Consider the following 23,942-nt stretch of genomic DNA (forward strand, 5'->3'; position numbering starts at 1 on the left):
CCTTGCGGCAGACACGGAGTTGTCCTCTCAGGGAATGGTGAGCAGGAAGGTACGAAGATGCGAGGCGACTGCTTGTCGGCACCCATCGGCACACCGCTTGCGGGCCGTCGGCGGCAGGCATGTCACCGCGGGCTGAGCAGGGGAGCGTCGGGGTGTAGTCGGCCGAGCGTGTCCGATCCGCCGACGGAGGCGAAGCGGGCGGGAAGGCAGCGCTGGTGCGAAGTGCGTGGGGTTCTGTGGCGTCAGAGGGACCGACAGACGGCACTGGACGTACGGCCGAGGTCGATGTGGCGACGCGAGGTCAGAAGGGGCAGTATCCGGCCTGTGCGGTCGAGCGTCCTCACGGCCACCCCCATGGATCCCTAGTTTTCCTACCTGACTGATGGGGATCGTGGCAGAAGGTGGCGTCCATCCCAAGAGGGTGCTCACATGGTGGACGAGACCATCTCGCTTTGCGAGATGAGTCGTGAGCGTCCCAGCATGTCAGGGGTTTACCCAGGCGCCCGGGGTGTTGGTCAACGCGGATATGGCGACGGGTAGTTGGGCCGACGCGACGTCGGCGAGCGACACGCCCTCAAGGATTTCGCGCACGTTGGACCGTAGTGCGATCCACAGGGGGAGCAAGGACTCGGCGGGGCCGGTGTAGGAAAGGTCCGGGGGGCGGACCCCTCGCGCCGAGACGAGTGGTCCGTCCACGGTGCGGATGACGTCGGCGATGCTGATGGACTCGGCGGGCCTGGCCAGCCGGTAGCCGCCGTTGCCGCCGCGCTGGCTGAGTACGAGACCGCCCCGGCGCATGTCGTTGAGGATGCTTTCGAGGAATTTGCGCGGGATGTCCTGGGCGTCGGTGATGGCCTCGGCCTTCAGCGGCCCGTCATCCCGTGACGCGGCGAGCTGCAGCGCGGCACGAACCGCGTAGTCCGCCCTGGCTGAGATCCGCATGAGCGCATTATCCCGTACCGCTTCGGTCGGACGTTTCGTGCCCGGCGGTCGAGGTGTTCCGGTCGCGGCGGGCGTCCGGTGGGAAGCGTAGCCGCCCTTGATGACGTCGCTGAGGGTGCCGTCGATAGGGGTGGGGACGATGCTCGCCGACCGTGCCCACCTGGGCGCCGCCCCAAGTTCGCGCGGTGAATGTCCCGCATGCCGAGACTGCTGGGAGCTGCCCAGCCCAATGCATCCTGGAGCATGCGCGTCTTGTCATTGATCCGGCGTTCCAGGGCGCTTTTCGGTCAGACGGGCAGGACGAACGGAGGGTGCGCACCGTTGAGGAAGTAGTCCCCGACGTGGCGGAGTCGGTGGGCGACGGGCTCGTACAAGGTGTGGGTCCGCGCATTGCGCCAGAACCGGTCGAAGCCCAGCCGCGCGGAAACGGATCGAGCGCCGACGATGTCGAGGGCGCGGGTGGTGGATTCCTGTGCAGCCCTGGAAGCGGCGGCTTCGGCCATGGTCACCAGGACCGAGATGTCCGCGTACTCGTCGTAGGTGAGGTCCTCGCCGCGTGCCAGCCCGCCGTGCACCGCTTCCAGCGCTTGCTCCGTGAGTGCGGAGGCGGAGCGGGTCAGGACGGTGAGTTCTCCGTGGGCGGTCAGCACCTGCGGGTCCTGGGGGGAATCGGCCGGCCAGGTGGGATGCCAGGATGAGTGACCCGCCCTGCTGTACTCACGGACTTCGGCGAGCACTCCCTCAGCCATGCCGAGAAGGAGCTGGACGGAGAGGAGGCGTCCGACCGGCGCTGTGAGAGCAGCCAGGGGTGACAGGACATCCTCGTCCGCGGAGAGGGAGCCGAGTACCTCGTCGGCGGCGACCGGCACGGCGTCGAACTCCACGCTGCCGCCCGCCGCGAGCCGCTGGCCGAAGGTGTCCGCACCGCCCTCGACCCGCACGCCGTGATACGTGGGATCGAGGACGACGGCAAGTGGTTCGCCGGTGTCGGCCCGCTCGGCTCGCACGGCGAGGCGGTCGGCGACCAGGACCCCCGTGGCGTAGCTGTGACGGCCGTCGAGCACATAGCCCCTCGCTGTCCGGGCCAGCGTCAGGGGCAGTTCCTGACGGGCGAAACCACCACCCCAGCACCACTGCTCCGCCGCGGACTGCCGTTCGACCTGAGCGGCGAGGACGGGCTCGCTGAAGAACCGGGCGCTCCACGACAGGAAGTAGTGACAGCCGAGCAGTTGACCGATCGCGCCGTCGGCCGCGGCGATCTCCCGGACGACGGCGTAGGCCGTGGGCCAGTCCGCACCGCCTCCCCCGAGCTCGGCCGGTATGAGGAGCGTCAGCAGCCCCGCTTCACGCAGCCCCGACACCTCGTCGAACGGGGCCTTGCCTGCCTGCTCCCTGGCCGCTGCGTCCGTGGCCAGGTCGTCCGCCGTCTCGCGGGCCACGCGAAGCCAGTGTGCACGGCCGGGCCCGGTCCGGTCGGATTCCGAGTCGGGTTCGGACGGCGCAGTGGCAACGCCCATGGCGGTGGTCTCCTCAAGTTCGGCGGCTGGGTGCGGTGTTGGGGCTCTCTTGCTGGTCGGGCACGAACTTGTAGCCCACGCGCCGTACGGTGACGATCCGGTGTCGGTGAGCCCTGCCCAGCTTGCGGCGCAGCCGTGCGATGTGGACATCCACGGTGCGGCCGTCGCCGATGTGGTCGTATCCCCAGATGCCGGTCATCAACTGCTCGCGCGAGTGCACCTGGTGGGGATGCAGAACGAGGTGGGCCAACAGCCCGAACTCCAGGTAGGTGAGGTCGAGTTCGCGTCCATCCAGTTCGGCGACACGTCGCGCGGCATCGATGCGGATGAAACCGCCTCCCGTCTGCGGCACGGGAGGTGAGTTCGTGTAGGCGACCGGTCGGATCTCGGGCCGTGGCACGTCCTTGGCGAAGAGCTGGGCGGGATCGGTGCCCTCGGGGACGAGTACGAGGTAGCCGACCAGGGGTACGGAGCCGTGTCCCTCGGTGCTGCCCTGCGCGGTGTCGCCCACGAGGCGGAGATGGCGCAGGTCGGGGAGTGGTGCATCAGATGGAGCGGACTGGGCCGGAAGTGCCGTGGTCATGGCGGTCGTCCTTCAGAAGCGCGTCGGGCCATCAGGCGTACTGGGTGGGTTCGCCTGATCGCTTGGGATGAGGGAGAAGGAGCGGAGTGGCACGCGCGAGGGGTGAGGCGCGTGCCCTACACGCGACAGCAGGCGGCGCTGACGACGTGACCAAAGTCGACATGCCGACGACGAACGAGTCGTTGCTGCGTGTGGGACATGTGCATCATCCTGCGCACCCGTTGGGCGGACCGTCAATGCTTCCCTAGTAAATCGATAGGGAATGTAGGGAACGCAACATTGCGTACGGCTCACCGGCCGCCGTCGATCGCCCGGCGGTCTCCGGTTCAGCCAGGCAAGACCACCATCATCACGCCGGTCGGTCACAGAGTGAGCAGCGGCAGCCCCGGGCAGCGGTCAGCCGACGGCCGGCGTGCCTGCGCGCCACGGTTCGTGCACTTCGTCCTCGCGGACCGGGCGGTCCGCGGCGTGGGCAGAGGCCTTCAGGCCCTCCAAGCGAGAGAGGTGCGGGCGTCGGTGACCACCCGGCGGTGCGCGTTCACGGATACCGCGCGGACACAGCGCGCGTGCGGGGCGATGGCTGGGCTTCGCGGCGCCTATGCGTCGCGATCGTAGGCGCGCACTGAGCGCATGCGTCGACTACGCCCAGGACTGCTCAAGGCCGGTCCGTCATCCGGGCTGTAGTTGACGAGAAGCGAGATGTACTGCTCAATTAATTGCATGCATGCCGAACAGTGCCTGGTCACCCGTGACCACATCGACTTCTGTCGGGTGTGGTCCGCCGCGTGTTGCGCCTGACGCGGCAGCGGGCCGTCTGACCGGCCCTTCCCTTCCTCGGTGACCCCGTCGTGGGCCGAGTTCCTCTGCCGCCGCCCGACCTCGCCCGGGGCCCATGTCCCGGCGGCATCGCATCTGCTCACCACCTGGTTCCCAGCAGCCTGAAGCGCCGTTGCCCCGGCCCCACCGAGGGCTGCTCCGCCGTGCCCTAGTGCTGCTCGGGCACGGCCCCAGAGGACTTGAGAAAGGCCATCTCCCATGCCCGTGGAGTTCCTTGGCATCGCCGCCACCAACGACGGCTCCGAAACCACCGCGCGCTCCGGCGCCGCCTTCGACAAGGAGTACACGCTCCAGCTCGCCCGGGCGCACGAGGACCACGGTTGGGACCGGGTGCTGTTCGCCTACGGTTCCGGATCGCCGGACCCGGCACCGGCCGCCGCGTACATCGCGAGCAGGCTGGACCGTCTCCAGATCCTGCTCGCCCACCGGCCGAACGTCTCGTACCCGACCTTCGCCGCGAAGACCTTCGCCACCCTCGACCAGATCAGCGAGGGCCGGCTGGCCGTGCATTTCATCACCGGCGGCAACGACCACGAACAGGGCCGCGAGGGCGACACTCTCACGAAGGAAGAGCGTTACGCCCGCACCTGCGAGTACATCCGGATCGTCAAGAAGATCTGGACCACCCACGAGCCCTTCGACCACGAAGGCGCGCACTATCGCTTCCATGACTTCGTCAGCGACGTCTTCCCGCTCCAGCAACCCCGCCCGAACGTTTCGTTCGGCGGCTCGTCGCCCGCCGCGTACGCCGCAGGGGGTGCGGAGGCCGACATCTACTGCCTGTGGGGCGAACCCCTGGCCAAGACCGCCGAGCAGATCGAGACCGTGACGGCCGCCGCGAAGGCCGCGGGGCGCACCGACGTGCCGCGCATCCAGGTGGCGTTCCGCCCGATCATCGCCCCGACCGAGGAGTTGGCCTGGGAGAAGGCCCACCGCACCGTCGGCGCGATCAAGGCCCGCAAGGAGAAGGGAGAGCCGGTCTCCAAGCGTCACAGCGGGCAGGGACAGCCGCAGAACACCGGCTCGCAGCGGCTGATCGCCATCGCCGAGGCGGGGGAGCGCTACGACCGCGCCCTGTGGACCCCGACCGCCGCCGCGACCGGTGGCGCGGGCAACTCCAACGCCCTGGTCGGAACCCCGGAGACGGTCGCCCAGGCCCTGCTGGACTACTACGACCTGGGCGTCGACATCCTCTCCGCCCGCGGCTACGACCTGCTGGGCGACGCGATCGACTTCGGCCGGTACGTGATTCCGATCGTCCGCGAGGAGGTCGCCAAGCGCGACGCCGAGCGAGCGGCGCGCGGCACGCAGAATCTGGCGGCGGTGAGTGGATGACGTCCGTCGCACGACCACCGAAGCCTGCGGCCGAGCTGACGGCCGTTCAAGTGGCCGGGTGCGACGCCGGGGTGAGACCGATGCTGCGCAAACTCGGCGATGTCTACTCGACGCTCCGCCAAGCTCTCGGCTTCGATCGAGCAGGGGACCCCATCGGCAAGGGCGCCCACGCCAAACTCGCCCGCCACCGCGACGAGGAGTTCACCACGAGGCAGGGCGGGGTACTGCTCTGCTCCTGGAGCGCGGCGAGCCGGTCGCGGGCGGAGCCTTCCGCAGACAAGACGCGATCACGGCCGAGCTGATGGGGGTCTCCCCTCGGACGAAGTCTGGGGGAGGATCTGGACGCACTCCGCCCACCGGCGGCGCGGCCTGGCCCGACGCCTCGTCGCCGAGCCGGAGCACGAGGCGAGCGCCGGCGGCTACGGGCGGATCCACCTGACCACCGGTCCGCGCAGGGCCTCTACCTGACGGGCGGCTACATCCCGCTGTTCGACACCGGGGCCGATCCGGAAACACTCGGCCCCCCTTTCGAAAAGCACGTGCCGGTCGCACCACACACACGGCCGCCACCGGGAGGACGGACGTCGTCGGTACCGACTCCGGGGCCGGCGCCCCCCTCCAGGGCTTCATCGCGGCCACCACCAAGAAGGACCCAGCGCTCAGGGCGAGCGGCACTCGACGAGATCCGGACTGCCCACGACCAACAAGCAGTCGTCGCAGGGCTACGGGGCCGCACTACGCCGTGGCACGCGGCCCTGCACCGCGAATCCCACACCAACCTCATGCTCCCGAAGGGTCCGTCATGGCCACCGTCCTGTCCGTCTCCGGAAGTCCCTCCGCCACCTCTCGCACCGCCAGCCTGCTGCGCCACCTGGACGCGTGGCTCACGGCCCAGGGACACGAGGTGATCCCCCTGGACGTCCGCACCATTCCGGCCGAGGCGTTGCTCGGCGCCGACTTCCGGCACCCGGCGGTCGTCGAGGCGACCGGACTGTTCGCCCGCGCCGATGGCGTCGTGATCGGCACGCCCGTCTACAAGGCCGCCTACTCCGGGCTGCTGAAGTCGTTGCTCGATCTGCTGCCGCAGTACGCCCTGACTGGCAAGACGGTCCTGCCACTCGCGACCGGCGGGACCACGGCGCACGTCCTGGCGATCGACTACGCGCTGCGCCCGGTGCTCAGTTCCATGGGCGCCACGCACATCGTCCAGGGCTGGTTCACGCTGGACAAGGACATCGCGGTGGGCGACGACGGCACGCTGACCCTCGCACCGGGTCCCGCCGAGGCCCTCGCACAGGTCGTCGACCAGTTCTCCGACGCCCTCGGCGACCGTACGGCCCTCTTGGCGGCCGCCGGATGAGCACGGTGACTGCCGACGACGAACGAGTGGCCGACGACGAGCGAAAGGCGTGAGCCCCCGTGAGCCTCACCTTCCACTGGTTCCTGCCCACCAACGGTGACAGCCGTCATGTCGTCGGCGGCGGCCACGGCAGCCCGGTCACCGCGACCGGCGGTGACCGGCCGCCGAGCATCAGCTACCTCACGCAGATCGCCCGCGCCGCCGAGGACCTCGGCTTCACCGGCGCACTGACCCCCACCGGCGCCTGGTGCGAAGACGCCTGGCTGACCACCGCCATGGTCAGCCAGAACACCGAGCGACTGAAGTTCCTCGTCGCCTTCAGGCCCGGCTTCGTCTCACCCACGCTCGCCGCCCAGATGGCGTCCACCTTCCAGAGGCACACGGGCGGCCGGCTACTGCTCAACGTGGTCACGGGCGGGGAGAGCCACGAGCAGCGCGCCTACGGCGACTTCCTCGACAAGGACGCCCGCTACGCCCGTACGGACGAGTTCCTTCAGGTCGTCCGCGCGCTGTGGGACGGCGGGACCGTGAATCTGGCGGGCGAGTACCTACGGATCGAGGACGCGCGGCTTGCCCGCGTGCCCGACCCCCTGCCGCAGATCTACTTCGGTGGCTCCTCGTCCGCCGCGGGCCAGGTCGCCGCCCGCCACGCGGACGTCTATCTCACCTGGGGCGAGCCGCCGGCGGCCGTGGCCGAGAAGATCGCCTGCATCCGGACCCTGGCGGAGAAGCAGGAGCGCACCATCCGCTTCGGCGTCCGCCTCCACGTCATCACACGCGACACCTCCGAGCAGGCGTGGGCCGAGGCGCAGCGGCTGCTCGACGGCTTCGACGGCGAGACCGTGGCCGCCGTACAGGCCGGGCTGGCCCGCAGCGAGTCCGAGGGGCAGAAGCGCATGCTCGCCCTGCACGGCGGCGGCCGCGGCGACCTCGAGATCCACCCCAACCTGTGGGCCGGCATCGGTCTGGTCCGTGGCGGAGCCGGTACGGCACTCGTCGGCAGCCACACCGAAGTGGTCGAACGGATCGCCGAGTACCACCGGCTCGGCATCGACGAGTTCGTGCTTTCCGGCTACCCGCACTTGGAGGAGGCCTACTGGTTCGGCGAGAACGTCCTGCCGCGTCTCGCCGCTCGGGGACTGTGGAGCCGAGCCACGCGCGCGGGCGCGGACACCCAGCCTGGCGCCCAGGTCCCCTTCGCCGGCTTTCGAACTCTGCGATGATCCTCGTCCCCGCGGTGCGACCGTGAACCGGGTCGTGGCAGGAGCGGGCCACCCTGGGAACGTTGTCCACCGGATACCGGTACGCCAGACCGGCGTTGGCCCGCGGTCGGGTGCTGCCGTGAAAGTAGGAGACGGGTGGCGGCGAGACGAGTGCCGCACCGGTCTCCGGTCCCCTTGCCCCCGTACCCCGTCCCGGCGCGCCGGTGCGCCGCCGCCCGGTTTCGACGGCTCCGCCCCCACCCGCTACAGCCGACGCGGCCACATCCCCGGCAGTCTCGGCCTGCCGGGGATGTGGCCGCGTCGACGGCACAGGCCGGTTCAGGCCCGGCGCCGAACTCGCCGAACGCGTTGGCACGGTCCTCAACGGCGACGCGTCGCCGGTGATCTTTTACTACGGCGATGGGATCTCCGCCCCAGGCACGGCGCTCGCCCTCACACCCCTGGGTCCTCAGGCATGTCGCCCTGTACGACAGTTCGCTGGAGGAATGGTCCCGGGATCCGTCCCGGCCGCTCGCCACGGGCACCTCAGTGCCGGGGCTCACGCCGCGTCGGGCACCGCGCCGGTGCTGCCCCGGAAGGCGGGGTGGTCGCCGAGGCGGCCCACGTAGTCCCGGAGCCGGGGATGCGAGCTGAGGGTGCCGACCGGGCCGAGATGGACGAGCGCCACCCACAGGTCCACGTCCGCTGCCGTCAGGTCCTCGCCCAGCGCATAGGGCTGTCCGGCGAGCCGACGGTCCAACCGGTCCAGTGCCGCCGATCGACTTGAGGGCTTGGCGGCCGGGGTGACGTCCCGGTCCAGCACGTCACGGAGCGCGTCGATGTCCGCGGCGAGGGCCGGCGGGCGCAGCACGGAGGGGCAGGCTCCGTCGTGGCCGGACAGCAGGCCCGCGAGGTCGCGGAGGATGTCGGGGGTGTGGTTGCTGACGATGCGCCCGCTCCACCGGTCGCACAGCGCGGGCGCCGTCAGTGGTCCGTCGTAGTGGCGCACCGTGGCTTCGTACGCTCGGCGCAGTGAGGCGTAGGCGTCGGGTGTCTCGGCGGGATGAGCCAGGAGTGTGGTGGCGACCGAGTCCTTCACGCCGAGCAGGTCGAGGCTGATGGAGATGCGCAGCGAGCGCGGACAACTCCCCGACAGGAACAGTTCGTAGCGGTGCGGTGCCGGGTAGAAGCCGCCGGCCAGACCGACGCCGATACGGCTGTGGAAGCGGTGGGGGACGGGGGACGGTACGGCCGCTCTGGGGCGATGGTCCGAAGCGAACGAACTCTGGTCACCAGCACAGGGGTTGTCTGTGCTGGTGCTGCCTGAAGCTGTCTCGGGCATGACTCTCCCTTTGGGAACGAGGAAGCCACCGCCGCCTTGTGGGCACCAGCGGCCGAATGCGGAGCGACTGCGCTTGTCGCACTGGTCCGGACGGTACGGACCGAGGGCGGATCAGTAAGCGCTGGAGACACGTGACAGATCGATGTGCAGGCGCCTCGTCAAGCCGTTCCAGGGCATTCCCACCAGTCCCACCTCCGGGGCTCGCGAGACGCGAGACCACGCTTGCCCCGCCGCACCGGCGGGACCCGGTCGTCACCCGGGGCACCCCGTCGCGGTGGAAGGGTTGCCTGTCAGCGAGCCGGGGCCGATGACCACGTGAGCGGGGCGAACCCGCGCCGTGGCGCTGACAATCGTGACCGTCCACGTCAGTTTCGGTGAGCTCCGTGACGCCGTCAAGAAGGCCGAGGATGTGGTCTCACCTGGTGGTCACGCGCATTGACATTCTTTTCGCGACCTGCCTAACTTGCGGCGCAGGCCGAGATGCCCCAGGGCCGGAGAAGTGAGGGTGACAGCGATGTACGCAGCTGACGGGACGGCCGCATGGCGGCGCCTCGGCCGCGTCCTGCTGTGCGCGGACCGCTCCGTGGACCTGCTGCGCGTCAACAGCGCGCTGTGTACGGGCGCTTGCCGTTCCCTCTGCCAAGGCTGACGGCTTTCTGAGTCTTTGACGACCACCGCTGTCGCGGTGTGCCCTCTCCCCGCCCAGCCCCCGTTCGGCGTGTACCCGTGCGCCGACTCGTGCCGAGCCGTTCCCGCGCGGTGCGGTGCTGCCGCTTTCCGCGGTCCTGGGTGTCCAAAACCGATGGAGCCCCTCCATGAGTGAACCTGCCGGCGTCGCTGTGTCCTCCGGATCAGCACCGCCCGCCGAGACGATCCCCCGCCCCGACACCCCCGCCGCGCCCAAGCCCCTGGCGGCGCAGCGAGTCCTTCCGCTCCGGCGTCCCGGCCGCTGGATCATCACGGCCGTCGTGCTCGTGCTGGTCGCTCAGATCACCCACGGGCTGGTGACCAACCCGTTCTACCAGTGGGACCGTTTCCGCTACTGGTTCCTGCGCCCAACCGTCCTCGACGGGTTGCTCGTCACCCTCGAAGTGACCGCGTTCAGCGCGGTGTTGGGGCTGCTCGGCGGGATCCTGATCGCGCTCGGGCGGCTTTCCGGGAGTCCGGTGCTGCGTGCGGTGAGCTGGGTGTACACCTGGCTGTTCCGGTCCGTGCCGCTGATCGTCGTGCTGATCTTCCTCTACAACTTCTCCGCCCTGTACCAGACGTTGAGCCTCGGGGTGCCCTTCGGGCCCGCCTTTTTCACCTTCGACGAGTCGCGGCTCGCCACCGATATGGCGGTCGCCGTCGTCGGCCTCAGCCTCAACGAGGCGGCCTACGCCTCCGAAGTGGTGCGCGGCGGAATCCTCTCCGTCGACCAGGGCCAGCACGAGGCCGCCGCCGCGCTCGGCCTGCCCCAGAGCTACCAGTTCACGCGGATCGTCTTCCCGCAGGCGCTCAGGTCCATCACCCCGAACTACGTCAACCAGCTGATCGGCCTGATCAAGGGCACGTCCCTGGTGTTCTACGTGTCGCTGCTCGACCTGTTCGGCTCGGTGCAGACGATGGGCAGCACCTATCCCGGCGACATCGTGCCGCTGTTGCTGGTCGCCACCGTCTGGTACCTGATCCTCACGAGTGCCGTGTCCGTCGTCCAGTTCTACGTCGAGCGGTACTTCGCCCGGGGCGCCACCCGCACCCTGCCGCCGACCCCGTTGCAGAAGCTCCGCACCGGCCTGCGAGACCTGCGGGAACGTGCGCGCAGGGAGGCCGCCGTATGAGCACCGACACCGCCGGGACCCTGGCTGCATCGCCCGCCGCCGTCGAGGTCCACGACGTGCACAAGTGGTACGGCACCCATCGCGTGCTGGACGGCATCGACCTGATCGTGCGGCCCGGTGAGGTCACCGTGATCCTCGGCCCGTCCGGCTCCGGGAAGTCCACGCTGCTGCGGGTCATCAACCACCTGGAGAAGCCCGAGGGCGGCTACGTCAGCGTCAACGGCGAGCTGATCGGCGTACGACGTCAGGGCGACCGAAGGAAGATGGGGGTCTCCCCGACCGAAGGCCGGGGAAGGCTGAAGGAGCTGAGCGAGCGGGCCATCCTCGCCCAGCGCAGCCGGATCGGCTTCGTCTTCCAGAACTTCAACCTCTTCCCGCACCTGACCGTCCTGGACAACGTGGCCGCCGCCCCGGTCGCCACGGGGAAGCTCAGCAAGCCCGAGGCACAGGAACTCGCCCGCGAACTCCTCGGCCGGGTGGGCCTGGCCGCCAAGACCGGCGCCTATCCACGGCAGCTGTCCGGCGGCCAGCAGCAGCGGGTGGCCATCGCACGCGCACTCGCCCTGCGCCCCGGCGTCATCCTCTTCGACGAACCCACCTCCGCTCTCGACCCCGAACTCGTCGGTGAAGTCCTCGCCGTCATCAGGGACTTGGCGACCAGCGGTACCACCCTCGTCATCGTCACCCACGAGATCGGCTTCGCCCGCGAGATCGCCGACCGCGTCGTCTTCATCGACGGCGGAAAGATCGTCGAACAGGGCCCGCCGGCCGAAGTCCTCGACCACCCCCAGCACGAGCGGACCAGGGACTTCCTCAGCAAAGTCCTCTGACCTCCGCCACCTGCCCCATCTCAGTCCCATCGCTCACCGCTCACCACCAAGGACAGCCATGCGCACCCTCAGCTTCCGCAGCCGACTTCTCCGCGGTCTCACCGCAGGCACCGCCGTCGCCACGCTCGCCACCGGAATCGCCGCCTGCGGGGGCAGCAGCGAGGCCGCCACCACGACCGACGCCGCCGGCACGGTCACCGTGGGACAACTGTCCAACGGGGCCGCCAAGCAGACCGCACTCAAGGTTTCCGAGGTCAAGTCGATCAGCGCCGAACTGCCCGCGGCGATCCGAAAGAGCGGCAAGCTGAAGATTGGCGTCGGTGCCCTGCCGGACGGCTTCCCGCCGCTGGCGTACATCGGCTCGGACCAGAAGACCCTCACCGGCGCCGAGCCCGACTTCGGCCGCCTGGTCGCTGCCGTCCTCGGACTCAAGCCCGAGCCGCAGAACTTCACTTGGGAGAACATGTTCGTCGGTATCGACAGCGGCAAGGTCGACGTGGCCTTCTCCAACGTCACCGACACCGAGGAGCGCAAGAAGAAGTACGACTTCGCCTCCTACCGCAAGGACAACCTCGGCTTCGAGGTGCTCAAGAAGAGCACCTGGAACTTCGACGGCAACTACGAGAACCTCGCCGGGAAGACCGTCGCCGTCGACAACGGCACCAACCAGGAGAAGATCCTCCTGGAGTGGCAGACGAAGCTGAAGAAGGAGGGCAAGACCCTCACCGTCAAGAACTACGCCAGCAAGAACACCGTCAACCTGGCGCTCACCGGCGGCAAGATCGACGCCTACTTCGCCGCCAACCCGGGCATCGCCTACCACATCACGCAGACCGCCAAGTCGCCCAACCCCACCCGCAGCGCGGGCACGTTCTCCGGCGCCGGTGCCACTCTGCAGGGCCTGATCGCGGCGACCACCAAGAAGGACAGCGGGCTCGCCAAGCCGGTCGCTGACGCGATCAACTACCTGATCCAGAACGGCCAGTACGCCAAGTGGCTCACCGCCTACAACCTCTCCAACGAGGCCGTCGCCACGTCCGAGGTCAACCCGGCCGGTCTGCCGCTCGACAACTCCTGACCGCCGTCCGTCCGCCGGACTCCGCTGTGTCACGGCGGAGTCCCGGCCGCGCCCAGCCGCGTTCCCGATACGGAGACTCCCCACCGCGATGTCCACCAGCGTCCACCACGCCGTGTCCCCGAGCCCGACGCAAGCGCACATCCTCGACAACGCCGCCTGGGCCGCGCTGACGGGCCCCCACGCCCATCTCGCCGAGCGCGTCGGCCGGGCCGCCCGCTACCCGGCGGACGTCTCTCCGTTCACCGCCCTGGAAGACCCCGCCGATCCCCGCGCCTGGGACGACCTGGCCGCACTGGTGGGACCCGGTACCGTCACCCCGGTCACCGCGGTCCGGACGGTGCCCGACGGTTGGGAGATCGTGGACAGCGGTGAGGGCGTCCAGATGGTCGGCACCGCGCTGCACGCGGAACCCGCACCCGAAGCGGTACGGCTCGGACCTGCCGACGTACCCGAGATCCTCGGCCTGATCGCCCTCACCCAGCCGGGCCCCTTCCTGCCCCGCACCGTCGAGCTCGGCACCTACCTCGGCATCCGGGACCGCGGCCGGCTGATCGCCCTGGCCGGCGAACGCCTGCGCCCACCGGGCTGGACCGAGATCAGCGCCGTCTGCACCCACCCGGACCATCGCGGCCGCGGCCTGGCCACCCGGCTGGTCCACGCGGTTGCGGCGAGCATCAGGCAACGCGGCGACACCCCCTTCCTCCACGCGGCCGCGAGCAACACCCACGCGATCCGGCTCTACGAGTCGATCGGGTTCACCCTGCGCCGCCGTACGCGGTTCACGCTGGTGCGCACGCCGGGCGGACAGTCGGCAACGCAAGGCCGGGACGAACAAGAAGCCGAACAGCCGGACGAGCGGAGGTGAGACACATGCGTCCGGTGTGCCGTCACCACGCCATGAAACTCGCCCCGCCCCGCCCCCTGCACCTGTACTCCCGGCCGCACATAGACCTGCTGCGCGTGTCCGGCGCGCTCTGTTGCTCCTGACCCGTTGTCCGCGCAGCCGCACCCTTCGTACGAGGGCCGGCTCTCCCGTACGGCTGATCAGGAAGGCGTCACCCCGTGTCCTCGTCACCCTCCTCTCTGCACCTCGCCGTCGCCCTCGACGGCGCAGGCTGGCACCCGGCCGCCTGGCGCGAGCCCGTCGCCCGCCCCCGCGAACTGCTCACTGCCGCCTACTGGACCGACCTCGTCACCGAGGCCGAGCGTGGTCTGCTCGACTTCGTGGCCATCGAGGACGGGCTCGGCCTCCAGTCCTCGTCCGTCACCGAACCCGACGGCCGCACCGACCAGGTCCGCGGCCGACTGGACGCCGTCCTCGTCGCAGCGCGGGTCGCCCCGCTGACCCGCCACATAGGTCTGGTGCCGACGGTTGTGGCCACCCACACGGAGCCCTTCCACATCTCCAAGGCGATTGCCACCCTCGATTATGTGAGCACCGGCCGCGCGGGCCTGCGTGTACAGATCACGGCACGCCAGAACGAGGCCGCGCACTTCGGACGCCGTACGCTCCCGCCGTTCCGAACAGAGGACTACGACACGCCTGCTGTGCGGGAAGCGGTGGCCGACGCCTTCGACGAGGCCGCCGACTACGTCGAGGTGGTGCGCCGGCTCTGGGACAGCTGGGAGGACGACGCGGAGATCCGGGACGTGGCCACCGGCCGCTTCATCGACCGGGACAAGCTGCACTACATCGACTTCGAGGGCCGGCACTTCAGCGTCAAGGGCCCCTCGATCACGCCCCGCCCGCCCCAGGGCCAGCCGATCGTCAGCGCCCTGGCCCACGCGACCGTTCCCTACCGGCTGGTGGCCCGGGCCGCCGACATCGGTTACGTCACCCCGCACGACGCCGGCCAGGCCCGTGCCATCGTCGAGGAGATCCACGCCGAGCAGACGGCGGCCGGCCGCGCCGGCGAGCCCCTGCACATCTTCGGCGACCTGGTGGTCTTCCTCGACGACGATCCCGCCGAGGCCGCGGCCCGCCGGGAGCGCCTGGACGCCCTCGCGGGACACCGGTACACCAGCGACGCCCGGATCTTCACCGGCACGCCCGCCCAACTCGCCGATCTGCTGCAGGAACTGCAGTCGTCGGGGCTGTCCGGATTCCGGCTGCGCCCCGCCGTCGCCGGTCATGACCTCCCGGCGATCACGCAGGGCCTGGTCCCTGAACTTCAGCGCCGGGACGCCTTCCGCCGCGCGTACGAGGCCGACACCCTGCGAGGACTGCTCGGGCTCTCCCGCCCCGCCAACCGCTACGCCGCCACCGCCTGAGCCGGAAGGACCCCGACCATGAGCAAGCCGCTCAAGCAGATCCACCTCGCGGCCCATTTCCCCGGCGTCAACAACACCACCGTGTGGAGCGACCCCGAGGCCGGCAGCCACATCGAGTTCAGCTCCTTCGCGCACTTCGCCCGGACCGCCGAACGCGCCAAGTTCGACTTCCTGTTCCTCGCCGAGGGGCTGCGGCTGCGCGAACAGGGCGGCCAGATATACGACTTGGACGTCGTGGGCCGCCCCGACACCTTCACCGTTCTCGCCGCGCTGGCCGCCGTCACCGAACGGCTCGGCCTGACCGGCACCATCAACTCCACCTTCAACGAGCCCTATGAGGTGGCCCGCCAGTTCGCCAGCCTCGATCACCTCTCAGGCGGACGCGCCGCCTGGAACGTCGTCACCTCCTGGGACGCCTTCACCGGCGAGAACTTCCGCCGCGGCGGCTTCCTCCCGCAGGAGGAGCGCTACTCCCGCGCGAAGGAGTTCCTCTCCACCGCGAACGAACTCTTCGACTCCTGGGAGGGGGACGAGATCATCGCCGACCGGGAGACCGGCACCTTCCTGCGGGACGCGCAGGCCGGAGCCTTCGTGCACCAGGGTCGACACTTCGACATCCAAGGGCAGTTCAACGTCCCGCGCAGCCCGCAGGGCCGACCGGTGATCTTCCAGGCCGGAGACTCTGATGAGGGGCGCGAGTTCGCCGCGTCGAGCGCCGACGCGATCTTCAGCCGGTACGCCACCCTGACGGAGGGCCAGGCGTTCTACGCCGACGTCAAGGGGCGCCTCGCTCGATACGGCCGTGGCCGCGACCAGTTGCTGATCCTGCCCGCCGCGAGCTTCGTCCTCGGCGCCACCGACGCCGAGGCGGAGGAACTGGCCCGCGAGGTGCGCCGCCGGCAGGTGAGCGGAGCCACGGCCATCAAGCACCTGGAGTTCGTCTGGAACCGGGACCTGTCGGCGTACGACCCGGACGGTCCGCTCCCCGACATCGACCCGGATCTCGGCGAACACACCATCGCCCAGGGCCGCGCCCAGGTACGGATGTACCGCGACCCGCTGGCCACGGCCCGCGCGTGGCGCGAGCTCGCCGCCGCCAACAAGTGGTCGATCCGCGACCTGGTCATCGAGACCGGCAACCGGCAGAACTTCGTCGGCTCCCCGGCCACCGTCGCCGAGACCATCAACGATTTCGTCCAGGCCGACGCCGGCGACGGCTTCATCCTCGTCCCGCACATCACGCCGGGCGGCCTCGACTCCTTCGCCGACCAGGTCGTCCCGCTGCTGCAGGAACGCGGCGTGTACCGCACGGAATACGCGGGCACCACTCTGCGCGACCACCTCGGTCTGGCGCACCCCCACTCTCGGCTCCGCTCGAGCGGGGGAACCCCCGTCGACGAGTTGCGCGACGAGCGCGCGGCGTCATGAAGTTTCTCGCCATCACCCTGATCGTGCACGCCCCGCACCCGGTGACGGGCGTACGAAAACCCACCCAAGACCGCTTCCGCGAGGTGCTCGAGAACGCGCTCCTCGCCGAGGAACTGGGCTTCGACGGCTTCGGCGTGGGGGAGCGGCACGAGCGGCCCTTCATCTCCTCCTCGCCACCCGTCGTCCTCAGTCACATCGCCGCTCTCACCTCACGGATCCGGCTTTTCACGACGGTCACCACGCTCAGCCTCCTCGACCCGGTGCGGGCGTACGAGGACTACGCGACCCTGGACCATCTCTCCGGCGGACGCCTCGAGCTGATCATCGGCAAGGGCAACGGGGCCGCCCAGCGCAACCTGTTCCAGGTCACCCCCGAGGACCAGTGGGACCGCAACGCCGAGAGCTACGAGGTGTTCCGCAAGATCTGGCGCCAGGACAAGGTGACCGCCCAGACCCGCTTCCGGCCGGAACTCAAGGACGCGGAGGTGTGGCCCCGGCCCTTCCAACAGCCGATCCGGGTCTGGCACGGCAGCGCGACCAGCAAGGAGTCGGTCGACCTGGCCGCCCGCTACGGCGACCCGCTCTTCTGCGCCAACGTCACCAACCCCATAGAGCCGTACGCAGAGTTGATTCGCTACTACCGCGAGCGCTGGAAGCATTACGGACACGAGGCGGCCGACATCACTGTTGGCGCGGGTACGGCGGGCCTCTACGCGGCCCGCACCTCCCGGGAGGCGATCACCGCCTACCGGCCCGTGTTCGAGGGGAATCTTGCGTTCCAGAAACGGCTTGGCCTGGAGCCGGTCTTCTCGACACTGGAGGACTTCGTGGAGCGCAGCTCGGCGCTGATCGGCAGCCCCCAGCAGATCATCGAGAAGGTGCACCGCTACCACGAACGTTTCGGGCACACCGTGCTGCATCTGCAGGCGGACGCAGGCGGATTGCCGAGCCGTCAGCATCGAGAGTCCCTCGCACTCTTCCAGTCGGACATCGCGCCGGCGCTGCGCCGCGAGATCCCCGATCCGCCGTTCTCATGGGGCCCGGTCCTCGCGGAGCCCGTGCCCGCGTCCGTGTCCGTGCCCACCGACCACTGAGGAGCCTTCCGAACATGTCCGACATCCCCCTCGGCGTCCTGGACCTGGTCCCGATCTCGTCCGGTTCCACCGCCACCGAGGCGCTGCGCAACTCCATCGACCTGGCCCGGCAGGCCGAGAGCTTCGGGTACGCCCGTTACTGGTTCGCCGAACACCACCTCAACCCGGGCGTGGCCGGCACCTCGCCCGCGGTCGTCCTCGCCCTGACCGCCTCCGCGACCTCGACCATCCGGCTCGGCTCCGGTGCCGTACAGCTGGGCCACCGCACCGCCCTGTCCACGGTCGAGGAGTTCGGCCTGATCGACGCACTGCACCCCGGACGCCTCGACCTGGGGCTCGGCCGCTCCGGCGGACGCCCGCCCGGCGGGCCCGCCACTGCGCTGCCGACCGCGACCCCGGTGGAGGACGGCCACGCCCCCAACGGCCTGCGCATCCCGCCCCGGTTCTCCTTCGAGCACCTGCTCGGCTCGCCGCGCATCGCCCTCCAGCGCGAGCTGCTCCTGCTGCCGAACGCCGAGTCGCAGGACTACGGCGGGCAGATCGACGACATCCTGGCGTTGCTGGCGGGCACGTACCGCTCCGCGGACGGCGTCGAGGCCCATGTCGTGCCGGGAGAGGGCGCCGACGTCGAGATCTGGGTCCTGGGCAGCAGCGGCGGCCAGAGCGCCGAGGTCGCGGGGCGCAACGGCCTGCGGTTCGCGGCGAACTACCACGTCAGTCCGGCCACGGTGCTGGAGGCGGCGGAAGGCTACCGCGCCGCGTTCCAGCCTTCCGACGTCCTGGACAAGCCGTACGTCAGCGTGTCCGCGGACGTCGTGGTCGCCGAGGACGACGAGACCGCCCGCGAACTCGCCACCGGCTACGGCCTCTGGGTCCGCAGCATCCGTACGGCCGAGGGCGCGATCCAGTTCCCCACGCCGGACGAGGCGCGCGCCCACGCATGGTCCGACGAGGACCGGGCGCTGGTCCAGGACCGCCTCGACACCCAGTTCGTCGGCTCCCCGGGCCGGGTCGCCGACCAGCTTGAACAGCTCCAGGAGGCCACCGGCGCCGACGAACTGCTGATCACCACGATCACCCACGGCCACGCGGACCGGGTGCGGTCCTACGCGTTGCTGGCCGAGGAGTGGCGCAAGAGGTGAGGCGCGGCACGTTCGGCGCCAAGATTGACGGGTGAGCAACGGATGGCGGCGCAACAGAGCGCGGCTGCGACCCGTACGAGACCGACGCAGCGGCGACAGGTCAGCGCGGTAGTTGCTCAAGAGGGAGTGACCACGACGAGTTGACTCAGGTGGGCGGCCGCAAGCGGCGCCTGGTGGTGGACTGCCTCGGTCTGGTCCTGGCCGTCGCGGTGACCGCGGCGAGCGTGCAGGACCGCGACGCCGCACTGCCCTTGCTGGAGCGGCTGCGCACCATGTACTTCTTCATCCGTCTTGTCTGGGCGGACGGCGGCTGTGCGGGCCGGCTCGTCGACTGAGCGGCCGAGTAGCGGCGGGCGTCCAGCAGGAGCGAGAGGGGCGGTCTCGGTCACGGCCAGCGCGTGACCGATCTGCAATCGCACAGCGGTGCGATCGGATGGTGTCCCGCCAGGTGGTGTAGGGGATCAAGGCACCGGAATGTGCAGGCCAGGGCCAGCAGCTTGGACCGGTCGGGCAGTCAACTCGCCTTACCAGACGTTTCGTGGGCTGCCACCTCTGCACAGACGCCACGAATCGCGGACCGGAACGCCCACCACTTGATCCCCCTACAGGCAGGCACCGGCAGGCGATCGGCATTCTTGACCTTCCGTTGTCCGATCCGGCGCCCGAGGGTGCTGAGTGGATTGAGGCCTACCGGCACTGGGGACCCTGAGGACACCCAGGTCATTGGCCGCTCGGTGGCGCCGGCCGGTAGCCGTGATCGGCGAGCCAGGCCCGAGCCCGGCCGTACTGCCGTTCCGCGGAGAACAACCAGTACCGCTGCTGCTGCGCCGGTGAGGTGGCCAGCATGTCCTTGAAGCGGCGGAACGCTCCTGGGCCATGGATCGCGATGCCGAGGAAACGGGCGAGGTCCTGGTCGTCGAGGGTGGTGATGAAGTCCTCCATGTCGCGGTAGGCGTCGCGCGATCCCTCGCACGGAACATGGAGCCACCCTTCAGTGCCTTCCGGTTCCTCCTCGTCCCACGGCTCCTCGGTGTCCGCGACGGCGGGTCGGCACGCTCCGGTCTTCAGGTCGATGCGGCCACCGCCCCAGGCCGGGTCGCCTTCGAGCAGACCGGAGAGTTCCTCCAGGTCGACCGGCAGCGGCCGCAAGGCGCAGACGGCACCGCCTGCCACCGTGTCGAGCTGTTCGGCGAGGATTTCGTCTCCGGACCAGCCCCGTTCGCGCAGGGTGGACGTGCACGCGATCACCGTCTGCCGGGCGCCGGGCACACCCCGAAAGACGGCTGCGGTGAATGCGTCCCCGCACTGCTGCAGCACGTCGGCGGGGTCATGGTCGCGCAGCAGAGCGAGAAGGGACGGGCCGTTTGCGGTGTGGCAGGCGGCGCGGAGCGCCCTCAGCGCGTGGTCGGTCCATGCCTCGGTCATGCCCGCGAGGCTACGCCGACGTGCGTTGCGAGTGCCATCGCTTCCGGTGCGACAATGCGCTGGTGAGCAGAGCGGACAAGGTCACAAGCAGGCGCAGGCCGCCGGCGTTCGGCCCGGAACCGTGGCCTCATCCGGCACCGTCTGGCGAGCGGTTGTACTGGGACGTGTGGTTCGCTGTGGCGTGCGTGGTGGACTGCGGTGGCGACTGGGACGCCTTGGATGCGCGTCTGACGCGGGAACGGTCGGGCGGGGTCATGCGCGGGGCGTATCTGGAGCCGTTGTGGAGCCATCTGCTGGATCTACGGGAGCGTCTTGCGGCGGACGGGCTCGGTGCGGCCGAGCTGGTCGGAGGCGCGGCGCGTGATCCGAAGGCCCTCTCCCGGGGCCGTTCCAAGGTGTGGAAACAGGCGCTGGAGGGGCGGGCGAAGACGGCGCCCATGCGGTGGACTCCGAGTCGGCGGCTGTCCAAGCGGGCTCTGACCGGGGCGTGGCCGCGCTTTGCGGTGTCGCCGCAGGGTCCGTACGAAGCATTCGACCAGGTTGTGGATCTGAATCGGCATCACGGCCAGCGGGCGACGATGGCGGTGACAGATGCCGTGGCCGAAGCTACGGGCGCCCAGGTGGGGGAAGCAGGCGGGGACGTAGCGAGGCTGCTGGCCGTCCGGCGGGCCGCGTTGACGTGCGGGGTGCAGGCGATGGGGGTGCGCGACGACTCGTGCGGCACGCTGGGCGAGTGGCTGCGCCAGCCCGTGAGCGAGTACGCCGCCGTCGCCTGGCGGCAGACGGCGATGCCCGCCGACGTGTTCTGGCAGGACTTCCTTGAACTCCTCGGTGAGGTCGGCGATTTCGGCGGACCGTACCGGCAGGAGGCCGAGTTGTTCGTGCACGCCGAGGTCCAGGGTGATCTGGACCTGGTGGAGACTCTGGCCTGCGCGCTGCACAGCGAGTATGCCTTGGCCCGCTGGGACTTCCGCGCCCGCGAGAGCCTGGGCCACCGCGCCTACGCCCAGGTCGCGGCCGGGGCGGTGGACCAGTTCACTGCCACCGCGGCAGTGCTGGGCTCGCAGGACGGGCAACCGCTGGAGGCTATGGTCTTGAGCGCTCTGCGGCGGGGTGACGCCATGACCGCCCGTGCCGTGCTCCAGGCGGGGGACCGGCCGGGGTTCCATCGGGACTGGGTACGGCGCCGGGCCATCGAACTTGACCGGGAACTCGACGGGGAAGGACACGCATGACGTATGCCGGCCATGGCGGGGGTGTGCGGGAGGGGCTGCCTGGCTGGCTGCTGCCGGACGGCGGCTCGGCTGACATGCTTGCCCAAGAGGATGTGGAGCGGTTCTGCTGGTACGAACTGCCGGTCAAGTGGATGGCCGAGCCCGCCGAATACCCGCACGTCCTCACCGTCTTGGCCGAGCTCCTACAGGACGCCGGCCGCCCCCGGGCCGCGGCTGTCTGCACGTCGGAGGTCACCCGGGAGATCCTCGACGCGTGGCAGCGCTCGCCCGATCAGGGGCGGGCCGCCTACCGGCGGGCGGTGGACGCCTCTCCGGTGACCCCGCCGGACACGGGCCTGCTCATGTGGGGGCCGGTGATGGGCATCGGCGAGGCCGTCGCCCGCGCAGGCGCCTCCCGGCTGCTGGAGCAAGCGCTGGACGATGGTGCGCTGGTGCCCGGCGCCCGCGGCTACGCCACCGCGCGCATCAAGCATGTAGAGCGCTGGCTCACGACCCCGCACCCCGCGCACGACGGCCGCGCCCCGCTGGACGCGGTCCATAGTGAGCGCCGCCGTACCTGGGCCGAGGCCCCGCCCGCCGCCCGGCGCCGTCTGCGCGGCGCCCTGACGGACCTGCTGAGCGTGGCGCCCGAGGCGCCCGCCGACACGGCCGAACCCCTGCGCTGGCTGCTGGAGTCGATCGGCGGCGGGGTGACGCTGACCCCGGCCGGCTACCTGCCGCATGCTCTGGTCATCGAGGCCGCCGAGCGCTACGACTGGTATCTGCCCGGCATGGTGCCGCGCACCGAGTACGACGTCGCCCGCCTCACCGAACTGCACGACCTGGCCCGCGCGGCGCGGCTGCTCGCCAAGCGGCACCGCAAACTCGCCTTGACCGCCCGCGGTCGGCTGCACCTCGCCGACCCGGCTCTGTTGCAGGCCGTTGCAGCCCGTTCCTGGTTCGGCGACGGTGTCCGAGCCGAGCTCGCCGAAGCCGCCGCCGCGGCCCTGCTCGACGGGGAGCTCACGCTCGACGACCTCACCAGCGCTGTGCACACCCTGGCCGCCGAGGCGTTCACCCTCGCCGACGGCACCACGCCGCGTCCCGACGACACCCGCCACTTCCTGTGGCAGTGGCTGCGTCCCGGCGAGGCCCTCGACTTCCTCGCGTACCGCGATCGCCGCCGCTCCACTCTCTCCCTCACCCCTACCGGCCGAGCCGCCGCCCTCACCGCACTCCGAGCACGTGCCCACGCCCCGCGGACCGCGCCCTGGGCGTGATCCTCCCGCTCAGCGCGGGGCGGGCGGTACGCAGCCGAGTTTCAGCAGCGCGGCGCGGAAGGCCGACAGGTCACCAGGGGCCACCATGAGGTGTTTCTGACCGATCTGGGAGCACAGCACCCCCGTCCTGCGGTCCTTGTCAATCATCACGGCCCGTGCCTCGTCCACACACCCCAGCAGGTGGTATGCACCCAGATCCCGTACCTTCTCGGTGCGCGAGGCGGCGTCGGCCAGCAAAGCCGTGACGGTCTGCGACAGTTCCTCTCCTGTACTGCTCTCGGCCAGGAAGCGGCGCACCTCCTTCAGACGGCGGCCTGCGTGGAGGGCCTTCAGCAGGGAAGCGGCGGACAGCGTCCAGACATGGTCGGCGGACCGGGTAGCGAATGCGTCGAGCAATCAGCGCCTCGGCGGGGGCCAGGCCGCCCGGTGCCACGACGTCGAAGTTCGGCAGAACCCTGACCAGGCTCCGCCCCCAGAGGCAGGTGCCGGACCCGGCCGGTAGTTGTCGGCGCGCCCCGTCGCGTACGCCCCGAGCGGGTTCAACCGGATGGCGATCAGCTCGTCGTAGCGGCTGAGCCGTTTCAGCCAGTCGGCGCCCCACATGTGCCAGAAGTCGTCCCGCGCCCCCTCCAGGCAGATGAACTGGACGTCGATAATTCCGAGCGTGGCCGCGTATTCGAACGGCATGCACCCCACCGCCTTGCGGCGCGGACCGGTCGCGCCGAGGACGTTCGCGGCGCGCTGCCCTCTGACCCCCTCGATGCGGCTGAACTCTTCCAGCGCCCCGTGGCTCAGCCAGCGCCGCCACAGGTACGGATTGTCTCGTGGGCGGGCTCGGCCAGCGCCTTGCGGCCCCGGGTGGTCAGTTCCAGGCGGCCACCTGACAGTTCGGCGAGGCCGCCGGGCTGAAGCAGCAGCGCCCAGGCGATGGCCCTGACCGCCTCGCCCTCGTAGAAGTCACCGCAGGGGAGGACCTCTACCAGCGCTCAGATGGAGGCTGCGGAGGGGCGCTTCGTCTTGTCGCTGCACCGCAGCCGGCCCGCGGCGGCCAGCTGCAGCACGGCCGCGCGTTCCGTTTTCGCGCCGTGTTCCATCGCCCGCTCGGTCCACGCCGTCGTCACAGCCCGCTCCTTTCCAGAACCGTTCGACTCGGCTCACCCTACGGCGTTTGGGCACGAAGCCCAGCCAGCTCCGGCCGCCTTTGCCCGCTCCCCATCCGGGCCCGCCCGCGGCGGCGATAGG

At 70.2% G+C, this 23,942-nt stretch carries 24 protein-coding genes, 2 pseudogenes and 1 riboswitch; of the genes and pseudogenes, 17 read left to right on the top strand and 9 right to left on the bottom strand.

Features of this window, described 5'->3' with window-relative positions; all coding sequences use genetic code 11:
• Window positions 1-242: 242 nt before the first annotated feature.
• The 4 genes from IPZ69_RS47985 to IPZ69_RS37565 all read right to left on the bottom strand — a co-directional run bounded on the left by IPZ69_RS47985 (window position 243) and on the right by IPZ69_RS37565 (window position 3,042).
• On the bottom strand, window positions 243-356 hold the full coding sequence (locus IPZ69_RS47985) for a putative leader peptide (RefSeq protein ID WP_374295199.1): 114 nt from the start codon (window positions 354-356) through the stop codon (window positions 243-245).
• A gap of 127 nt (window positions 357-483) precedes the next feature.
• Window positions 484-942 (bottom strand): RrF2 family transcriptional regulator, encoded by a 459-nt coding sequence (locus IPZ69_RS37555; protein ID WP_235459192.1) that lies wholly within the window; start codon window positions 940-942, stop codon window positions 484-486.
• A gap of 287 nt (window positions 943-1,229) precedes the next feature.
• Window positions 1,230-2,459, bottom strand: coding sequence for an acyl-CoA dehydrogenase family protein (locus tag IPZ69_RS37560; RefSeq protein WP_235459193.1), 1,230 nt, complete (start codon window positions 2,457-2,459; stop codon window positions 1,230-1,232).
• Window positions 2,460-2,472: 13 nt separating this feature from the next.
• A complete protein-coding gene (locus IPZ69_RS37565) occupies window positions 2,473-3,042 on the bottom strand; it encodes a winged helix-turn-helix domain-containing protein (protein WP_235459194.1) in 570 nt (189 codons plus the stop codon).
• Window positions 3,043-4,077: 1,035 nt separating this feature from the next.
• Here IPZ69_RS37565 and IPZ69_RS37570 point away from each other — a divergent pair.
• The 4 genes and pseudogenes from IPZ69_RS37570 (at window position 4,078) to IPZ69_RS37585 (ending at window position 7,797) form a co-directional block, all read left to right on the top strand.
• Complete coding sequence (locus tag IPZ69_RS37570; RefSeq protein ID WP_235459195.1) at window positions 4,078-5,214, top strand: LLM class flavin-dependent oxidoreductase; 1,137 nt, start codon at window positions 4,078-4,080, stop codon at window positions 5,212-5,214.
• Window positions 5,211-5,756 (top strand): annotated as a pseudogene (locus IPZ69_RS37575) (GNAT family N-acetyltransferase); the annotation flags it as partial. The gene IPZ69_RS37570 and the pseudogene IPZ69_RS37575, both read left to right, overlap by 4 nt.
• Window positions 5,757-6,016: 260 nt before the next feature.
• On the top strand, window positions 6,017-6,574 hold the full coding sequence (gene ssuE / locus IPZ69_RS37580) for an NADPH-dependent FMN reductase (RefSeq protein ID WP_235459196.1): 558 nt from the start codon (window positions 6,017-6,019) through the stop codon (window positions 6,572-6,574).
• Window positions 6,575-6,633: 59 nt separating this feature from the next.
• On the top strand, window positions 6,634-7,797 hold the full coding sequence (locus IPZ69_RS37585) for an LLM class flavin-dependent oxidoreductase (protein ID WP_235459197.1): 1,164 nt from the start codon (window positions 6,634-6,636) through the stop codon (window positions 7,795-7,797).
• A 538-nt stretch (window positions 7,798-8,335) separates the two neighbouring features.
• On the opposite strand, the gene IPZ69_RS37590 is transcribed toward IPZ69_RS37585, so the two are convergent.
• Window positions 8,336-9,118: a glutathione S-transferase C-terminal domain-containing protein gene (locus IPZ69_RS37590; protein ID WP_235459198.1), complete on the bottom strand. Its 783-nt coding sequence runs from the start codon at window positions 9,116-9,118 to the stop codon at window positions 8,336-8,338.
• 213 nt (window positions 9,119-9,331) lie between these two features.
• Window positions 9,332-9,476: riboswitch (SAM riboswitch) on the bottom strand.
• Window positions 9,477-9,632: 156 nt separating this feature from the next.
• Here IPZ69_RS37590 and IPZ69_RS47185 point away from each other — a divergent pair.
• The 11 genes and pseudogenes from IPZ69_RS47185 to IPZ69_RS37635 form a co-directional block, all read left to right on the top strand.
• A complete protein-coding gene (locus IPZ69_RS47185) occupies window positions 9,633-9,767 on the top strand; it encodes a hypothetical protein (protein WP_268835537.1) in 135 nt (44 codons plus the stop codon).
• A gap of 166 nt (window positions 9,768-9,933) precedes the next feature.
• Window positions 9,934-10,938 carry an amino acid ABC transporter permease gene (locus IPZ69_RS37595; protein ID WP_235459199.1) on the top strand — a complete coding sequence of 335 codons (1,005 nt, stop codon included), beginning with the start codon at window positions 9,934-9,936 and terminating at the stop codon, window positions 10,936-10,938.
• The gene (locus tag IPZ69_RS37600; RefSeq protein ID WP_235459200.1) at window positions 10,935-11,768 is read left to right on the top strand and encodes an amino acid ABC transporter ATP-binding protein; all 834 of its coding nucleotides are present in this window, start codon (window positions 10,935-10,937) and stop codon (window positions 11,766-11,768) included. The genes IPZ69_RS37595 and IPZ69_RS37600 overlap by 4 nt, the downstream gene beginning before the upstream one ends.
• A gap of 58 nt (window positions 11,769-11,826) precedes the next feature.
• Window positions 11,827-12,846 carry a transporter substrate-binding domain-containing protein gene (locus IPZ69_RS37605; RefSeq protein ID WP_235459201.1) on the top strand — a complete coding sequence of 340 codons (1,020 nt, stop codon included), beginning with the start codon at window positions 11,827-11,829 and terminating at the stop codon, window positions 12,844-12,846.
• Window positions 12,847-12,934: 88 nt separating this feature from the next.
• Window positions 12,935-13,711, top strand: coding sequence for a GNAT family N-acetyltransferase (locus tag IPZ69_RS37610; RefSeq protein WP_235459202.1), 777 nt, complete (start codon window positions 12,935-12,937; stop codon window positions 13,709-13,711).
• Between the two features lie 32 nt (window positions 13,712-13,743).
• Window positions 13,744-13,833 (top strand): putative leader peptide, encoded by a 90-nt coding sequence (locus IPZ69_RS47990; RefSeq protein ID WP_374295210.1) that lies wholly within the window; start codon window positions 13,744-13,746, stop codon window positions 13,831-13,833.
• A 75-nt stretch (window positions 13,834-13,908) separates the two neighbouring features.
• Complete coding sequence (locus tag IPZ69_RS37615) at window positions 13,909-15,117, top strand: LLM class flavin-dependent oxidoreductase (RefSeq protein WP_235459203.1); 1,209 nt, start codon at window positions 13,909-13,911, stop codon at window positions 15,115-15,117.
• Between the two features lie 18 nt (window positions 15,118-15,135).
• On the top strand, window positions 15,136-16,545 hold the full coding sequence (locus IPZ69_RS37620; RefSeq protein ID WP_235459204.1) for an NtaA/DmoA family FMN-dependent monooxygenase: 1,410 nt from the start codon (window positions 15,136-15,138) through the stop codon (window positions 16,543-16,545).
• Window positions 16,542-17,639 carry an LLM class flavin-dependent oxidoreductase gene (locus tag IPZ69_RS37625; protein WP_235459205.1) on the top strand — a complete coding sequence of 366 codons (1,098 nt, stop codon included), beginning with the start codon at window positions 16,542-16,544 and terminating at the stop codon, window positions 17,637-17,639. Before IPZ69_RS37620 ends, IPZ69_RS37625 begins: the two co-directional genes overlap by 4 nt.
• A gap of 14 nt (window positions 17,640-17,653) precedes the next feature.
• On the top strand, window positions 17,654-18,781 hold the full coding sequence (locus IPZ69_RS37630; protein ID WP_235459206.1) for an LLM class flavin-dependent oxidoreductase: 1,128 nt from the start codon (window positions 17,654-17,656) through the stop codon (window positions 18,779-18,781).
• A 149-nt stretch (window positions 18,782-18,930) separates the two neighbouring features.
• Window positions 18,931-19,116 (top strand): annotated as a pseudogene (locus IPZ69_RS37635) (transposase); the annotation flags it as partial.
• Between the two features lie 385 nt (window positions 19,117-19,501).
• On the opposite strand, the gene IPZ69_RS37640 reads toward IPZ69_RS37635, so the two are convergent.
• Window positions 19,502-20,206, bottom strand: a complete 705-nt coding sequence (locus IPZ69_RS37640; RefSeq protein WP_235459207.1) for a UPF0158 family protein — start codon at window positions 20,204-20,206, stop codon at window positions 19,502-19,504.
• A 254-nt stretch (window positions 20,207-20,460) separates the two neighbouring features.
• Here IPZ69_RS37640 and IPZ69_RS37645 point away from each other — a divergent pair, with 254 nt between their 5' ends.
• Together IPZ69_RS37645 and IPZ69_RS37650 are read left to right on the top strand one after the other, a co-directional pair.
• Window positions 20,461-21,441 carry a hypothetical protein gene (locus IPZ69_RS37645; RefSeq protein ID WP_235459208.1) on the top strand — a complete coding sequence of 327 codons (981 nt, stop codon included), beginning with the start codon at window positions 20,461-20,463 and terminating at the stop codon, window positions 21,439-21,441.
• The gene (locus IPZ69_RS37650) at window positions 21,438-22,700 is read left to right on the top strand and encodes a hypothetical protein (RefSeq protein WP_235459209.1); all 1,263 of its coding nucleotides are present in this window, start codon (window positions 21,438-21,440) and stop codon (window positions 22,698-22,700) included. Before IPZ69_RS37645 ends, IPZ69_RS37650 begins: the two co-directional genes overlap by 4 nt.
• A gap of 9 nt (window positions 22,701-22,709) precedes the next feature.
• On the opposite strand, the gene IPZ69_RS37655 is transcribed toward IPZ69_RS37650, so the two are convergent.
• The 3 genes from IPZ69_RS37655 to IPZ69_RS47190 form a co-directional block, all read right to left on the bottom strand.
• Entirely contained in the window at window positions 22,710-23,096 is a 387-nt protein-coding gene (locus tag IPZ69_RS37655; RefSeq protein WP_235459210.1) for a helicase-associated domain-containing protein, read from the bottom strand.
• A complete protein-coding gene (locus IPZ69_RS37660) occupies window positions 23,097-23,387 on the bottom strand; it encodes a hypothetical protein (protein ID WP_235459211.1) in 291 nt (96 codons plus the stop codon).
• Window positions 23,388-23,686: 299 nt separating this feature from the next.
• Window positions 23,687-23,821 carry a hypothetical protein gene (locus IPZ69_RS47190; RefSeq protein WP_268835538.1) on the bottom strand — a complete coding sequence of 45 codons (135 nt, stop codon included), beginning with the start codon at window positions 23,819-23,821 and terminating at the stop codon, window positions 23,687-23,689.
• Window positions 23,822-23,942: the final 121 nt, after the last annotated feature.

This window comes from Streptomyces olivochromogenes (assembly GCF_021538895.1).
Lineage (GTDB): Bacteria > Actinomycetota > Actinomycetes > Streptomycetales > Streptomycetaceae > Streptomyces > Streptomyces olivochromogenes_A.